A 14,952-nucleotide genomic window follows, 5' to 3' on the forward strand; every position below is an offset into this window, starting at 1 on the left:
GACGGGAGCCTGCATTGTAACTAGGTTGGAACAGGTTCGGGCCGCTACAGCGGGAAGTCGTAGTCGATCGACAGCGGCGCATGGTCGCTGAACTTCTCGTCCTTGTAGATCGAGGTGGCGTGCGCCGTCCCGGCGATCTTCGCGGTCGCCAGGTGGTAGTCGATGCGCCAGCCGACGTTCTTCGCGTAGGCCTGGCCGCGGTTGCTCCACCAGGTGTACTGCTCGGGGCGCGGGTCCAGCTTGCGGAATACGTCCACATAGCCGTGCACATCGAACAATTCGCCGATCCAGCTGCGCTCTTCTGGCAGGAAGCCCGAGTTTTTCAGGTTGCCCTTCCAGTTCTTGATGTCGATTTCCTTGTGCGCGATGTTGACGTCGCCGCACAGCACGATCTCGCGTCCGCTGGCCTTGAGTTGCAGCAGGTGGGGCAGGAAGGCTTCCATGAAGCGGAACTTGGCGAGCTGGCGCTCTTCGCCGCTGGAGCCGGACGGCACGTAGACGGAAATCACGGCCAGGTGCGGATACTGCACCTCGACGTAACGGCCCTCGCTGTCGAACTCGGCGCAGCCGAAGCCGGTGATCACGCGCTCGGGCTTGTGGCGGGTGTAGAGGCCGACGCCGCTATATCCTTTCTTCTCCGCGTAGTGGAAATAGCCGTGGTAGCCGTGCGGCGCAAGGAACGCTTCGGTCATGTCGGCGGCCTGGGCCTTGAGCTCCTGGACGCAGACCATGTCGGCGTCCTGCTTGGCCATCCATTCGAAAAAGCCTTTCTTGGCCGCGGAGCGGATGCCGTTGAGGTTGGCGCTGATAATCCGTAACATCTCGGGAAATTTTGAAATCAGAGAGAAAAGATGACGCAGCAGACGACGCCGCAGCCCGGCGCTGGTGACCTCAGCCAGACTTTCATCCGCTTCGCGCTGGACGCCGGCGTGCTGTCCTTTGGTGAATTCGTGACCAAGGCCGGCCGCAAGTCGCCGTACTTCTTCAACGCGGGCCTGTTCAACCAGGGTGCAATGCTGGGCCAGGTGGCGCAATTCTATGCGAAAACCCTGCTGGCCTCGGGTCTGGACTTCGACGTCCTGTTCGGACCGGCCTACAAGGGCATCACCCTGGCCTCGGCCACCGCGGTGGCGCTGTCCGGCCTCGGACGTGACGTGGGCTTCGCCTACAACCGCAAGGAGGCCAAGGACCACGGCGAAGGCGGCACGCTGGTAGGCGCCAAGCTCAAGGGCAAGGTGGTGATCGTCGACGACGTGATCTCCGCCGGCACCTCGGTGCGCGAATCGATGCAGATGATCCGCGCCGCCGGTGCCGAGCCTGCCGCCGTGCTGATCGCGCTCGACCGCATGGAAAAGAGCGGCACGGCCGATCAGGTCGGCACCCATTCCGCGGTGCAGGATGTACAGCGCGAATATGGCGTGCCGGTCATCTCCATCGCCAGCCTGAAGGACCTGCTCGCCTACCTGGACGCTTCCCAGGATCCCGCTCTGGGCGGCTCGCGCGAGGCGGTTGCTGCCTATCGCCAGCGCTACGGCGTATAGTCTGGTTTCTGTCGCCCGGGGCATTGCAAGGTTTTGTCGCCATGCAGCAGGCCACGGGAACCGCGCGGAAAAATCGCCGGTCTGATTGATCTCGCTGGCCGGCCGGGATGGTCCCGTCGCCAGCGATTCGCCTTGCCGCCCGGCAAGGCGGCGCAGCATCTCTTCAGGAGGTTAGCTGGCGATGGACATCAAGACGATCCGCGAGCAGGCATTCGCCATGCCGCTCACCAGTCCGGCCTATCCGATGGGGCCGTACCGCTTCATCCACCGGGAATTCTTCATCATCACCTACCGCACCGATCCCGCGCTGCTGCGCGCGGTGGTGCCGGAACCGCTGGAGATCACGGATGCCGTGGTCAACTACGAGTTCATCCGCATGCCCGATTCCACCGGGTTTGGCGACTACACCGAATCGGGCCAGGTGATTCCCGTCACCTACGAAGGCAAGGCCGGTACCTACACCCATGCCATGTACCTGGACGACCATCCGCCGCTGGCGGGCGGGCGCGAGTTGTGGGGCTTCCCGAAGAAGCTCGCCAGCCCCAGGCTCGAGGTCCACACCGATACCCTGGTCGGCACGCTCGACTACGGTCCGGTGCGCGTGGCCACCGGCACCATGGGCTACAAGCACCGCGAACTCGACAAGGACGCGCTCGGCCTGGCGCTCTCCAGCACGCCCAACTACCTGCTCAAGGTCATTCCGCACGTGGACGGCAGCCCGCGCATCTGCGAGCTGGTGTGCTACTTCCTCAAGGACGTGGAGATGAAGGGCGCCTGGACCGGCCCGGCAGCACTGTCGCTGTCGCCGCACGCGCTGGCGCCGGTGGCCGCGCTGCCGGTGCTGGAGGTGCTCGGCGCCAGGCACTTCGTGGCCGACCTCACGCTCGGGCTGGGCGAGGTGGTGTTCGACTACCTCGCCTGAGCGGCCCGCACGCTCGCCGGTGCGGCCGGCCCTGCCCGGCCTGCCGTCCGGTTCTTCGCTCTTTTCGATTCCCGCGCACCGCGGGCATTGCGCCCGCAGCAACCAACCCGCATCAACCATACGAGGTGTCTTCATGAAGCTCCAGGGAAAAACCGCCATCGTCACCGGCGCCGCCAGCGGCATCGGCAAAGCCATTGCCGACCTGCTGGCCAGGGAAGGCGCGGCGGTCGCCATCGCCGACCTGAATCTCGAAGCGGCGCAGAAGGCCGCGGCCGACATCGAGGCGGCCGGCGGCCGCGCCATCGCGGTGGCGATGGACGTAACCAGCGAGGATGCCGTCAACAGCGCCACCGACGAGGTCGCCAAGGCCTTCGGCGGCATCGATATCCTGATCTCCAACGCCGGCATCCAGATCGTCAACCCGATCCAGAACTACGCCTTCTCCGACTGGAAGAAGATGCAGGCCATCCACGTCGACGGCGCGTTCCTCACCACCAAGGCCGCGCTCAAGTACATGTACAAGGACAAGCGCGGTGGCACCGTGATCTACATGGGCTCGGTCCACTCGCACGAAGCGTCGCCGCTGAAATCCGCCTACGTCGCCGCCAAGCACGCGCTGCTCGGCCTGGCGCGGGTGCTGGCCAAGGAAGGCGCGGAGTACAACGTGCGCTCGCACGTGATCTGCCCGGGCTTCGTGCGCACGCCCCTGGTGGACAAGCAGATCCCGGAACAGGCCAAGGAGCTGGGCATCAGCGAAGAGGAGGTGATCCGCCGCGTGATGCTGGGCGGCACCGTGGACGGCGTCTTCACCACCGTGGACGATGTGGCCCAGACCGCGCTGTTCCTTTGCGCATTCCCGTCGGCGGCGCTGACCGGCCAGTCGTTCATCGTCAGCCACGGCTGGTACATGCAGTAAGCAAGGACGGCCGGCGCGGCGGCACCATGCCGCCTGCCGGCCGCGCGAAGGACAAAACCATCAAGGAGAAGCCGTGGCAGGCGGACGTCGGCAGAAAGCAAATCAGGCAGTGACGAAGATCGAGAAGAACGGCGCGCGCAGCGAAGCCGCGGCCGTGGTGGCCGACCCCGCCGCGCCCGAGGTGAGGCAGGCGGTGGCAAAGGCGAAGGCCAAGGCACCAAGGGAGCCGGAACCCAATTTCCTGCCTCCCGGCGGCTGCGCGGCGCCCGACCTGGCGCCCGAGGGCGCCGGCCGCAAGCGCCCCGCGCACCACGAATACACGGTCAGGGCGCTGGTGCTGCAGGGCGGCGGCGCGCTCGGCTCCTACCAGGCCGGCGTGTACCAGGGCATGGCCGAAGCCGGTATCGAGCCCAACTGGGTGGCGGGCATCTCCATCGGCGCGCTCAACGCGGCGGTGATCGCCGGCAACGCCCCCGAGCGCCGGGTCGAGCAGCTGCGCGCGTTCTGGGAGTACATCTGCCAGCAGCCCTGGCTGCCCAGCCTGCTGCCTTACGAGATGGTCGCGCAAAGCGCCAGCCAGTGGCCCGACCCCGTGCGCATCTGGTTCGACGGCATCGAAGCCGCCCGTGCCGTGCTCGAAGGCCAGCGCGGCTTCTTCCAGCCGCGTCCATGGCCGATGCTGTTCGAGCACCAGGGCGGACCCGGCCAGGCCAGCTACTACGACACCGGGCCGCTCAAGACCACGCTCGAACGCTTCGTCGACTTCGACCGGATCAACCACCACCACAACGAAATGCGGGTATCGGTGGGCGCGGTCAATGTGCACAGCGGAAATTTCGCCTATTTCGACAACACGCGCCGCAAGCTGCGCGCCGAACACTTCATGGCATCCGGCGCGCTGCCGCCCGGCTTCCCGGCCGTGGAGATCGACGGCGAGTTCTACTGGGACGGCGGCCTGGTTTCGAACACCCCGCTGTCCGAAGTCCTCACCGCCCAGCCCCGCCGCGATGCGCTGATCTTCCAGGTCGACCTGTGGAGCGCGCGCGGCAAGCTGCCGCACAACCTGCTGGACGTGGCCGAACGGCAGAAAGACATCCAGTACTCCAGCCGCACGCGCACCATCACCGACTACATGGGCGAGCAGCAGAACTACCGCCGCATGCTCAGCGAAATCATGGCGCTGGTGCCGCAGGCGCAGCGCGACAACGACTGGTACCGCAAGGCAGCCGAGTACGCGTGCGACGCGCGGCGCAACGTGATTCAGCTCATCTACCGGGACAAGACCTTCGAGGGCAACGCGAAGGATTACCAGTTCGGCCTGCTCACCATGAACGAGCACTGGACGAGCGGGCTGGATGATATCCGCGAAACGTTGCGGCATCCGGAGTGGCTGGCGATGCCCACCCACGAGAGGCCGTTTGTCACGCATGACATCCATCGGGGGAATGGCGGGAAGTAGCGGGAAGTAATGAGAAGTAGCGGCGCGAAGTGACGGGATTTGCGTGGTTTCGCCTTGGCGATACCACGTTCAAATTCAAAGGCTTAAAGTCTTAAAGGCTTAGAGGCAGCCTGGAAAGCCTTTGGATCTGCCTTCGTTGCCGAACCTGATCCCGGATTTGCGGCGAAAGCCCCGGGCCCCGCAAAACCGGAGCCCCCCAGGAAAGACCTCCTGCCCTCATACCACTTTCAATTTCCCTAAGCCCGGAGCCGCGGCCGGGTAAGCCGGCTTCAACCTGGAAAACACCTCGGAAATAATCTCCGCCACCATCAGGTTCCGATGCGTCTTGGAATCCGCCGGAACGATATGCCAGGGTGCTTCCGGCGTGCTGGTCGCGGCGATCGCGGCCTCGTAGGCCGTCATATAGCTCTTCCAGTACTGCCGTTCCTCCAGGTCCTTCGGGTCGAATTTCCAGTGTTTCTGCGGATCTGCCAGGCGGGCTTCCAGCCGGGATTTCTGCTCATCCCTGGAGATGTGCAGGAAGCACTTGATGATGGTGGTGCCAGTTTCCATCAGCAGCGTCTCGAAGGCGCGCAACTGCTTGTAGCGGCGCTGGCATTCGTCTTCGTCGATCCACTCGTGCACGCGCGTGATCAGCACGTCTTCGTAATGGCTGCGGTTGAACACCACGATCTCGCCGGTGCGCGGGACCTGGGCGTGGATGCGCCACAGGTAGTCGTGCGCGAGTTCTTCGGCGGTGGGGGATTTGAAGCTGACCACGCGGATGCCCAGCGGGTCGAAGCTGCGGAAGACGCCACGCACGGTGCCGTCCTTGCCGCTGGTGTCCATCCCTTGCAACACCACCAGCAGCTTGCGCTTGTGCTCGGCGTAGAAAATGTCCTGCTGCTGGTCGAGCTGGACGCTCAGTTCCGCGATGCGGGCCAGGTCGGCGGCCTTGTCGCCGCTGGAGAGCGGCTTGGCGCCGGCGTCGAAGTCGGCCAGTCGGAAGTTCTTGCCAGAGGTGACGCGGAAATCGGCGAGCGGCATTGGCACTCCATCAGGGGGGCGGCCCGGCCGGGCCGCGAGCCCCTATGGTCAGCCAGGCAGCCGCTCCAGGTCAATGCTGCCTTCGAACACGGTGGTGGCCGGGCCGGTCATGCGTACCGGCTCGCCTTCGCCGTCCCAGGCGATGGTGAGGTCGCCGCCGTGCGTATGCACCAGCACCGGCGAGTCGAGCAGGCCGCGGCGGATGCCCGCGACCACCGCCGCGCAGGCGCCGGTGCCGCAGGCCAGCGTTTCGCCGGCGCCGCGCTCGAACACGCGCAGGCGCACGGTGTGGCGTTCCTGCACCTGCATGAAGCCGGCGTTGACGCGGTTGGGGAAGCTCGCGTGATGCTCGATGATGGGGCCGTCCTGCAGCACCGGGAAGGCCTCGGTGTCGTCCACCACCTGCACCGCGTGCGGGTTGCCCATCGAGACGGCGGAAATCCATTCCGTGCGGCCGTTTACCTCGAGCCCGTAAAGGGTGTCGCGGCCTTCGGCGCGGGTCGGCAGGCCGTCGGGGCGGAAGGGCACACGGGCCGGTTCCAGTTCGGGCGCGCCCATGTCGACGGTGACCTGGCCGTCGTCCTGCAGCGTCAGCGTGATCACGCCGTTCATGATTTCCACGCGCACCGAGCGCTTGTCCGTCAGGCCCTGATCGGTGACGAAACGCACGAAGCAGCGTGCGCCGTTGCCGCAGTGCTCCACTTCGCCGCCGTCGGCGTTGAAGATGCGGTAGCGGAAGTCGACGTCGTCGCGGGTGGGCTTCTCCACCACCAGGATCTGGTCGGCGCCCACGCCGAAATGCCGGCTGGCGAGCGCGCGCCACTGCGCGGGTGTCAGGTTCAGGGTCTGGCGGATGCCGTCGAGCACGACGAAGTCGTTGCCGGCGCCATGCATCTTGGTGAACTGGAGTTTCATGGTGCGATTGTATTCCTCGCCGGGCGTGCCTGCCGGACACGCCGCGGGCGGTTTCAGTAGATCTCGGGCTCGCCCGGCGGGCGGTGCTTGAAGCGCTTGTGCACCCAGTAATACTCGGCGATGCGCGGGCGGATGCAGTCTTCGAAGAAGGCGTTCATGCGCCGCGTGTCGTCGGTCACGCTGTCGCCGGGATAGTCTTCCCAGGCAGGCAGCACATGCAGCACATAGCCCTGGTAGTCGGGCAGCATCTCGGTGTAGATCGGCACCACCCTGGCACCGGTCAGGCGCGCCAGGCGCGACACGGAGGTCAGCGTCAGGGCCTGCACGCCGAAGAAGGGGACGAACTCGGAGTCGCGCTCGCCGAAGTCCATGTCGGCGATCAGTTGCAGCGCTTCGCCCTTGCGCAGGCAGCGGATGATGTCGCGCGCGCTGTCGTTGCGGGCGATCATGTTGGCGCCGAAGCGGCCGCGCGCATGCTTGAGGAAGCCGTCGAACAGGTCGTTCTTCTGCTTGGTGTAGAGCGAGGCGCCCGAACGGCCCACATGGTCGCGCAGGTGGATGGTCAGGCGGATCGCGCCGGCTTCCACGCCGGACAAGTGCTGCGTGACCAGGATGTGCGGCTTGCCGTCCAGCGCCACCAGGTCGGCATGATCCTCGATGCGCACCCAACGGCGCATCTGCTTCTCGCTGCCGGTCCAGAAGATGCCGCGCTCGGCAAAGCTGCGGAACACGGTGCGGAAGGTCTGGCGCGACAGCGCCTCGATCTCGGCGTCGCTGCGCTCGGGAAAGCACAGGCGCAGGTTGGTCTGCACCACCTTGCGGCGGCTGCTGGGGATGAGGTAGAGCAAGCTGCCCAGTCCTTCGCCGAAGCGCGCCACCAGCGGATAGGGCAACTTGCCCAGCACGGTCAGCAGGGCAATGCCCAGCCAGGTAAAGATACGGCTCATTTGTTCTAGTTGGAGAGCGGCGCGGGTTCGGGAGGGGCCTCGGCGCCGCGCGGTTGCTTGTATCGGTTGTAGCCCCACAGGTACTGCGTGGGCGCGGCGCGGACCAATGCCTCGATGGCCTGGTTGAGCACGGCGGCAGCCTCGCCCGGATCGTCCGGCAAGGGTTCTTCGATCACCTTCATATGCCCGAGGAAGCCTTCGCCGCGCGGCAGGCGCTCGGCGAAGATCGCGGCGATGGGCGAGCCGGTGTGCTGCTGCAGGCGCTGCACCAGGGTCATGGTGTAGGCGGGCTTGCCGAAGAACGGCGCCCACGCGCCTTCACCGCCAGGCGGTACCTGGTCAGGCAGGATGCCAACCGCTTCGCCGCGCTTGAGTGCCTTGAGCAGCATGCGCACGCCGCGCGGCTCCGCGGGTGCCATGGCAAGATTGTGACGAGTACGCATCTTCAGGATCCAGGCGCGCAGCCAGGCCTGGTGGGGTGGCTTGTAGAGCGCGGTGACCGGATGCTTGAGCGCGAACGCCTGCGGCAGCACTTCGAAGCAGCCCAGGTGGGGAACCAGGATGATCAGCCCGCGGCCTTGCGCCATCAGGCGGTCCAGTTCAGGCCACAGTGGCAGGGCAAAGCCGTACAAGCGCCGCGGCGGGTTGCGGCGGCACCAGAAATACGGCATCTCCAGGATCATGCGGCCGGTGGCGCGCGCGGCTTCTGCCAGCGTGGCCGCGTCAGCGCCCGGATAGGCCTGGCGCATGTGCGCGGTCAGCCGCGTGCCGTAGCGTCCCGGCAGGCGCGCTGCCAGCAGGCCCAGCGCACCGCCGGCGGCGTGCAGCCACGACAGCGGCAAGCGGGAAATCAGCCAGAACAAAAAGGTCATCGGATCGTGCTCTGCGGCACGGTGGCCGGGTTCAGTGATTCATGTTTTGCCCGCCGCTGCCGTTAGAGGGGGCAATCGAAATGACATGGGGATCCGTTACCGGGCCCGCACACCGCTTGCACTGTCAGACAGGCGCCTGTGCCTGCGGTTTCACTGCGAAAAGGCCGCCACCGGCCCCGGCAGCGCCGCACGGGCAACCCCAATCGGAACGGGGGCGCTGCAGGCCGGCTCGCAGCCGCGTATAATAACGCGTATCGCCGAGTTAACTGACAACTTGCGGGGCGATACCGTTCTACCGGAACGGCTTGAAAATACCGCTAAAGCGTCGCCGCCAGGACTGAATAGGTTGGCACGCAATAGCCAACCTGGAGAATAAGTTCGTGGCAAACGACTTCCTGTTCACTTCGGAATCCGTCTCCGAAGGCCATCCCGACAAGGTCGCAGACCAGATTTCCGACGCAGTCCTGGACGCCATCCTGGCCCAGGACAAGTACGCGCGTGTAGCGGCCGAAACCCTTTGCAACACCGGGCTGGTAGTCCTCGCCGGGGAAATCACCACGACCGCCAACGTCGACTACATCCAAGTCGCGCGCGACACCATCAAGCGCATCGGCTACGACAACACCGACTACGGCATCGACTACAAGGGCTGCGCCGTGCTGGTCGCCTACGACAAGCAGTCGCCCGACATCGCGCAGGGCGTGGACCGCGCCTCCGACGACTACCTGAACCAGGGCGCCGGCGACCAGGGCCTGATGTTCGGCTACGCCTGTGACGAGACGCCGGAGCTGATGCCCTTCCCGATCTATTACTCGCACCGCCTGGTCGAGCGCCAGTCGCAGCTGCGCCGCGACGGCCGCCTGCCCTGGCTGCGCCCGGATGCCAAGTCGCAGGTGACCGTGCGCTACGTCGATGGCCGCCCGCACAGCGTGGACACCGTGGTGCTGTCGACCCAGCACGCGCCGGACATCAGCCAGGCGCAGATCCGCGAAGCCGTGATCGAAGAGATCATCAAGCCGGTGCTGCCGGCCGCGATGCTCAAGGACACCAAGTACCTGGTCAACCCGACCGGTCGCTTCGTCATCGGCGGCCCGCAAGGCGACTGCGGCCTGACCGGCCGCAAGATCATCGTCGACACCTACGGCGGCGCCTCGCCGCACGGTGGCGGCGCGTTCTCGGGCAAGGATCCGTCCAAGGTCGACCGCTCGGCCGCCTATGCCGCCCGCTACGTGGCCAAGAACGTGGTCGCCGCCGGCCTGGCGCGCCAGTGCCAGGTGCAGGTCAGCTACGCCATCGGCGTGGCCCGCCCGATCAACGTGACCGTGTACACGGAAGGCACCGGCAAGATCTCCGACGAGGCGATCGCCGCGCTGGTGCAGGAGCATTTCGACCTGCGCCCGAAGGGCATCGTGCAGATGCTGGACCTGCTGCGCCCGATCTACGAGAAGACCGCCGCCTACGGCCACTTCGGCCGCGAAGAGCCGGAATTCTCGTGGGAAGCGACCGACAAGGCTGCCGTCCTGCGCGCTGCCGCCGGCCTGTAAGGCTGTCGCGTCCGTACCGAAAAGCGCCGCCTCCGGGCGGCGTTTTTCTTGTGCCCGCGGCAGGGGCGCGAAAGCCGCCCGGCTTGCCGGAGATCAACCGCGGCGCTGGCCAGGCGTGGCGCGGCGGGGCCGCGAGGGTAGAATCGCGGGATCGCAAGGCTGCCCGTGCAAGTGGCGCCTTGTCATCCCGCCGGAGCCCGCTGGATTCCGCCGGAGCCCGCATACCGAGGATGCCCATGCCACAAGAATCGACTCATTCGACCCGCCCGGTCTCCACGCCCGCCGTCTCCGGCCCGGCTACCGTGCCCGGGGCGAGCGAGCCTGCCTTCAACCTGATCCGCACGCAGCCCTACACGGACTGGGCGCCGCAGGTCGACGCCGCCACCGCGGCAGGCCTGCGCCAGCAGCTGGAGCAGGGCGCGGTGCTCTACTTCCCGCAGTTGCAATTCCGCTTCGAGCCCGGCGAGGAGCGTTTTCTCGACAGCCGCTGGTCCGACGGCAAGTCCAAGAACATCAACCTGCGCGCCAACGACCGCGCCGTGCGCGGCGCCACCGGCAGCGAGCAGGATCTCGGCGACCTGTACCGGCTGATCAAGCGTTATGCCGAGTCCAGCGAAAAGCTGGTGCTGAGCCTGTTCCCGGAATACGGCCCGCACATGGTGCGCGCCGGCACCTCGCTGCGCCCGAGCGAAATCGCCGGCCGCCCGGTGAGCTGGCGCAAGGACGACACCCGGCTGCACGTGGATTCCTTCCCGTCCAACCCGCTGCTGGGCCAGCGCCTGCTGCGCGTGTTCCACAACATCGACCCGCAGGCGCCGCGCGTGTGGCGCGTGGGCGAGCCCTTCGGCGATTTCGCACGCCGCTTCGTGCCGCAGACCAAGGGCATGTGGCCGGGTCAGGCCCGCCTGATGGAGTTGCTGCGCATCACCAAGCGCCGCCGCTCGGAGTACGACCATCGCATGCTGCAGCTGCATGACCTGGCCAAGGCGGACCTGGCATACCAGGCCAGCGTGCCGCAGCAGGAATTCCACTTCCCGCCGGGTTCCACCTGGATCGTGTTCAGCGACCAGGTGCTGCATGCGGCCATGCGCGGCCGGGCGATGATGGAACAGACCTACTACCTGTCGCCGAAGGCCATCAGCGATCACACGCACTCGCCGGAGGCGGTGCTGGCGCGCATGCTGGGCCGGCCAATGCTGTCATCCTGACGCGGGTCCGGCCCTGGGGCGCGGGCCGGCGGCGCCGCGTCAGCGCATCAGCATCCGGATCATCGTCTCGAAGCGCTTGCCGTACGGCGGCTTGAGCAGTCCGGCGCCGTTCAGTCCGGATTGCCGGAAGATCGGCTTGAGCTTGGAGAACGTCTCGAAGCCCGCTTCGCCGTGGTACGCGCCCATGCCGCTGGGCCCTACGCCGCCGAAGGGCAGGTCTTCCTGCGCGATGTGCAGCAAGGTCTCGTTGATGCTGACGCCGCCTGCCACGGTCTGCGCCATCACGCGGTCGATCGCGCCGCGCTCCTTCTCGAACAGGTAGAGCGCGAGCGGCCGCGGGCGCGCGTTGACATAGCCGATGGCCTCGTCCAGCGAGCGGTACGTCACCAGCGGCAGCACCGGGCCGAAGATTTCTTCCTGCCTCACGGTCGCGCCGTCGGGCACGTCGAGCAGCAGCACCGGCGCCAGCCGGCGCCGCTGCGGGTCGGAGTGCGCCTGCGTCAGCGGCACCACGCGGGCGCCCGCGCGGGCGGCGTCGCCGACCAGGCCGTCGAGCCGCGCGAAATGGCGCGCACTGATGATGGTGGTGTAGTCGGGATTGCTGCCGAGGTCCGGGTAGAGCCTGCCCGCGCAGGCGCGCGCCGCTTCGACGAAGCGATCGCGCATCGCCTCCGGCAGCAGCACGTAGTCGGGCGCGATGCAGGTCTGGCCGGCGTTGAGCAGCTTGCCGACCAGGATGCGCTCGACCGCGCGCTCCAGGTCGGCACCCGGGCCGACGATGGCCGGCGACTTGCCGCCCAGCTCCAGCGTGACCGGCGTGAGGTTGGCGGCCGCCGCGCGCATCACATGGTGGCCGACCTGGGTCGACCCGGTGAACAGCAGGTGATCGAAGGGCAGGGCGGAGAAGGCGCTTGCCACCCCGGCGTCGCCGTTGACCACCGTGAGCTCGTCGGCGGCGAAGGCCTGCTGCGCCAGCGTGGCGAAGAGCGCGGCAAAGCGCGGCGTGTACTCGGAGAGCTTGACCATGGCGCGGTTGCCCGCGGCCAGCGCGCCCGCGAGCGGGCCGATGGTCAGGTAGAGCGGATAGTTCCATGGCACCACGATGCCGATCACGCCCAGCGGCTGCGGCATCAGCCGCGAGCTGGCCGGCTTGAACCACAGCCCGGTGCGCGCGCGCCGCACCCGCATCCAGCGCTTGCCGTGGCGCAGCGCGCCGTCGATGCCGGCCARGCTCGGGAAGACCTCCAGCAGCGCGGTTTCCTGGCGCGGCCGGTTGCCGAAATCCGCGCTGATGGCCTGCGAGATCTCGTCCTGATGATCCGTCACCAGCTTGCGCAGACGGCGCAGGCGGTCGGCGCGCACGGTCCAGGCCGGTGCCTGGTCGCTGCGCGAGGCGGCGCGCATGGCGTCGAATACGGATGACATCTCGGGCACTTCTCTCATGTGGCGATCTCCCATGGGCCATGCGCTGCCCGTGGCGCGCGCGGCGTTATCGATTCCCGCACCATATGCCATGCCGTGCGCGGTGACAATGCCGGCCGCCCTGGCGGGAACCGCTTCAAACGGGCGTATTCCGGCCGTATTCCGGGCGTATTCCCGCAGGACTGGCGGGTGTCTCCGGGCGCATGCGGCTGCCTCCGCGGGACCTGCCGCCGGCACGCTCGCAGGTGCATTCCCCGCCCCGCTTCCGGCTTGGTTCCGCCTTCGTTCCGCCTGCGTGCCCGTGCATCTCCGGCGGCCGGCCAGCCACCTTGCGCGTCTCCCGCTTCCCCCTTTTCAGCTCCCGTGCAAAGCGCCTACACTGGTTTTCAGACCGGATCTGCGGGCAGCCGCGGCGGGCGCCGCAAGCCCGGGCGCACCGACCTCCGACCACGCGGAGAGACAGATGGAAACCACCTTTGACTATCTCGTCGTCGGCGCCGGTTCGGCCGGCTGCGCACTGGCCGGGCGCCTGGCCGACAGCGGCAGCGACAGCGTGGCGGTGCTCGAGGCGGGCGGGCACGATCACCATGTGCTGGTTTCCGCGCCGGCGGGCGCCGCCCTCATGCTGCCGCGCGCGGGTGCGCGCAATTACGGCTACCGCACCGTGCCACAGCCCGGCCTGGACGGGCGCCGCGGCTACCAGCCGCGCGGGCGCGGGCTCGGCGGGAGTTCCTCGCTCAACGCCATGATCTACACGCGCGGCCGTCCGTCCGACTACGACGGCTGGGCCATGGGCGGCTGCGACGGCTGGGCCTGGGACGACGTGCTGCCCTACTTCCGCCGCGCCGAATGCAACGAACGCCTGGCCGGACGCGACGACGACCCGCTGCACGGCGGCAGCGGCCCGCTGCACGTATCGGACCTGCGCACGCCCAATGCCTTCGGCCAGCGCTTCATCGAGGCGGCGCAGCAGGCCGGCTACCGCCGCAACGACGATTTCAACGGCATGGAACAGGAGGGCGCAGGCTGGTACCAGGTGACCCAGCACGGCGGCGAGCGCTGGAATGCCGCGCGCGCCTATCTCCATCGCGGCGATGCCGACGATCGCGCCAGCAACGCCGGGCGCGCCAACCTGCATGTGCTGACCGGTGCGCAGGTGCTGCGCATCGAATTCGACGGCCGCCACGCAGTGGGCGTGACGGTGCGGCTGGACGGCCGCGAGACCTTGCTGCGGGCGCGCCGCGAGGTGATCGTCTCGGCCGGCGCCTTCGGCTCGCCGCAATTGCTGATGGTGTCGGGGGTAGGCCCGGGGGCGCATCTGCGCGAGCTGGGCATTCCCGTGGTGCACGACCTGCCGGGCGTGGGCGCCAACCTGCAGGACCATCTCGACATCATCGTGCACAAGCGCGTGGCGGCGTCGGAGCTGTTCGGCGTGTCGGTGGGCGGTGCCTTCCGCCTGCTGGCCGAGATCCTGCGCTACCGGCGCGAGCGCACCGGCATGCTGACATCCAACTTCGCCGAGGCCGGCGCCTTTCTCAAGAGCCGGCCCGAGCTGGAGGAGCCCGACCTGCAGCTGCACTTCGTGGTCGGCATGGCCGACGACCATATGCGCCGCATCCGCTTCGGCCACGGCTATTCGTGCCACGTCTGCGTGCTGCGCCCGCACAGCCGCGGCGAGGTCACGCTGGCCTCGCCCGATATCCGCGAGGCTCCGCTGATCGATCCGCGCTATCTGTCCGACCCGCGGGATCTCGACGACCTCGTGTCCGGCGTGCGCATCGTGCGCCGCATCCTGGCCCAGCCGCAGCTGGCGGCGTTCGGCGGCAAGGAGCTCTATTCGGGGCACCTGCCCGCGGAGGGCGGCGATGACGGCGTCATCCGCGCCATGATCCGCGAGCATGCCGACACCATCTATCACCCGGTGGGCACCTGCCGCATGGGCATGGACGAAGGCGCGGTGGTCGACCCGCAGCTGCGCGTGCGGGGCGTGGAGGGTTTGCGGGTGGTCGACGCATCGATCATGCCGACGCTGATCGGTGGCAACACCAACGCGCCCGCCATCATGATCGGCGAACGGGCGCATGACCTGATCCGCCAYGGCCCGCGCGTGGTGCTGCGCCTGGCGGAGACGCTGGCGGTGTAGCCGGCGCCGGCAGGCAAGGGCCCGGCGCGCGGCCGGG

General features: G+C 67.7%; 13 protein-coding genes. 7 read left to right on the top strand and 6 right to left on the bottom strand.

Annotated elements, in window-relative coordinates:
• Positions 1-44: 44 nt before the first annotated feature.
• Positions 45-821, bottom strand: coding sequence for an exodeoxyribonuclease III (locus AB4Z48_RS21120; protein WP_441617501.1), 777 nt, complete (start codon positions 819-821; stop codon positions 45-47).
• Between the two features lie 30 nt (positions 822-851).
• Between AB4Z48_RS21120 and pyrE the strand changes: the two genes are divergently transcribed.
• The 4 genes from pyrE (at position 852) to AB4Z48_RS21140 (ending at position 4,838) form a co-directional block, all read left to right on the top strand.
• The gene (pyrE, locus tag AB4Z48_RS21125; protein WP_441617503.1) at positions 852-1,541 is read left to right on the top strand and encodes an orotate phosphoribosyltransferase; all 690 of its coding nucleotides are present in this window, start codon (positions 852-854) and stop codon (positions 1,539-1,541) included.
• A 181-nt stretch (positions 1,542-1,722) separates the two neighbouring features.
• Positions 1,723-2,463: an acetoacetate decarboxylase gene (locus AB4Z48_RS21130; protein WP_441617505.1), complete on the top strand. Its 741-nt coding sequence runs from the start codon at positions 1,723-1,725 to the stop codon at positions 2,461-2,463.
• 133 nt (positions 2,464-2,596) lie between these two features.
• Positions 2,597-3,379: a 3-hydroxybutyrate dehydrogenase gene (locus AB4Z48_RS21135; protein WP_441617507.1), complete on the top strand. Its 783-nt coding sequence runs from the start codon at positions 2,597-2,599 to the stop codon at positions 3,377-3,379.
• Positions 3,380-3,650: 271 nt separating this feature from the next.
• The gene (locus tag AB4Z48_RS21140; protein WP_441617658.1) at positions 3,651-4,838 is read left to right on the top strand and encodes a DUF3734 domain-containing protein; all 1,188 of its coding nucleotides are present in this window, start codon (positions 3,651-3,653) and stop codon (positions 4,836-4,838) included.
• A 216-nt stretch (positions 4,839-5,054) separates the two neighbouring features.
• Here the strand turns inward: AB4Z48_RS21140 and AB4Z48_RS21145 are convergent, their stop codons facing one another.
• From AB4Z48_RS21145 to AB4Z48_RS21160, 4 genes are read right to left on the bottom strand one after another with little or no spacing between them, the layout of a single operon-like run.
• On the bottom strand, positions 5,055-5,864 hold the full coding sequence (locus AB4Z48_RS21145; protein WP_441617508.1) for a polyphosphate kinase 2 family protein: 810 nt from the start codon (positions 5,862-5,864) through the stop codon (positions 5,055-5,057).
• A 48-nt stretch (positions 5,865-5,912) separates the two neighbouring features.
• Positions 5,913-6,779: a diaminopimelate epimerase gene (gene dapF, locus AB4Z48_RS21150; RefSeq protein ID WP_441617510.1), complete on the bottom strand. Its 867-nt coding sequence runs from the start codon at positions 6,777-6,779 to the stop codon at positions 5,913-5,915.
• 53 nt (positions 6,780-6,832) lie between these two features.
• Complete coding sequence (locus tag AB4Z48_RS21155; RefSeq protein ID WP_441617512.1) at positions 6,833-7,726, bottom strand: lipid A biosynthesis lauroyl acyltransferase; 894 nt, start codon at positions 7,724-7,726, stop codon at positions 6,833-6,835.
• A gap of 5 nt (positions 7,727-7,731) precedes the next feature.
• Positions 7,732-8,598 carry a lysophospholipid acyltransferase family protein gene (locus AB4Z48_RS21160; protein WP_441617514.1) on the bottom strand — a complete coding sequence of 289 codons (867 nt, stop codon included), beginning with the start codon at positions 8,596-8,598 and terminating at the stop codon, positions 7,732-7,734.
• 380 nt (positions 8,599-8,978) lie between these two features.
• On the opposite strand from AB4Z48_RS21160, the gene metK reads away from it, so the two are divergent.
• Positions 8,979-10,142 carry a methionine adenosyltransferase gene (gene metK, locus AB4Z48_RS21165; RefSeq protein WP_441617516.1) on the top strand — a complete coding sequence of 388 codons (1,164 nt, stop codon included), beginning with the start codon at positions 8,979-8,981 and terminating at the stop codon, positions 10,140-10,142.
• 236 nt (positions 10,143-10,378) lie between these two features.
• Entirely contained in the window at positions 10,379-11,350 is a 972-nt protein-coding gene (locus tag AB4Z48_RS21170) for a Kdo hydroxylase family protein (protein ID WP_441617517.1), read from the top strand.
• Positions 11,351-11,389: 39 nt separating this feature from the next.
• Here the strand turns inward: AB4Z48_RS21170 and AB4Z48_RS21175 are convergent, their stop codons facing one another.
• Positions 11,390-12,793 carry a coniferyl aldehyde dehydrogenase gene (locus tag AB4Z48_RS21175; protein ID WP_441617519.1) on the bottom strand — a complete coding sequence of 468 codons (1,404 nt, stop codon included), beginning with the start codon at positions 12,791-12,793 and terminating at the stop codon, positions 11,390-11,392.
• 442 nt (positions 12,794-13,235) lie between these two features.
• Between AB4Z48_RS21175 and AB4Z48_RS21180 the strand changes: the two genes are divergently transcribed.
• Positions 13,236-14,915, top strand: coding sequence for a GMC family oxidoreductase (locus tag AB4Z48_RS21180; protein ID WP_441617521.1), 1,680 nt, complete (start codon positions 13,236-13,238; stop codon positions 14,913-14,915).
• Positions 14,916-14,952: the final 37 nt, after the last annotated feature.

Origin of the sequence: Cupriavidus sp. 2TAF22 (assembly GCF_052115045.1) — a bacterium.
GTDB lineage: Bacteria > Pseudomonadota > Gammaproteobacteria > Burkholderiales > Burkholderiaceae > Cupriavidus.

Coding starts and splice junctions, on each gene's coding strand:
- AB4Z48_RS21120 (WP_441617501.1), bottom strand. CDS start 821: ATGTTACGGATTATCAGCGCCAACCTCAACGGCATCCGCTCCGCGGCC.
- pyrE (WP_441617503.1), top strand. CDS start 852: ATGACGCAGCAGACGACGCCGCAGCCCGGCGCTGGTGACCTCAGCCAG.
- AB4Z48_RS21130 (WP_441617505.1), top strand. CDS start 1,723: ATGGACATCAAGACGATCCGCGAGCAGGCATTCGCCATGCCGCTCACC.
- AB4Z48_RS21135 (WP_441617507.1), top strand. CDS start 2,597: ATGAAGCTCCAGGGAAAAACCGCCATCGTCACCGGCGCCGCCAGCGGC.
- AB4Z48_RS21145 (WP_441617508.1), bottom strand. CDS start 5,864: ATGCCGCTCGCCGATTTCCGCGTCACCTCTGGCAAGAACTTCCGACTG.
- dapF (WP_441617510.1), bottom strand. CDS start 6,779: ATGAAACTCCAGTTCACCAAGATGCATGGCGCCGGCAACGACTTCGTC.
- AB4Z48_RS21155 (WP_441617512.1), bottom strand. CDS start 7,726: ATGAGCCGTATCTTTACCTGGCTGGGCATTGCCCTGCTGACCGTGCTG.
- AB4Z48_RS21160 (WP_441617514.1), bottom strand. CDS start 8,598: ATGACCTTTTTGTTCTGGCTGATTTCCCGCTTGCCGCTGTCGTGGCTG.
- AB4Z48_RS21170 (WP_441617517.1), top strand. CDS start 10,379: ATGCCACAAGAATCGACTCATTCGACCCGCCCGGTCTCCACGCCCGCC.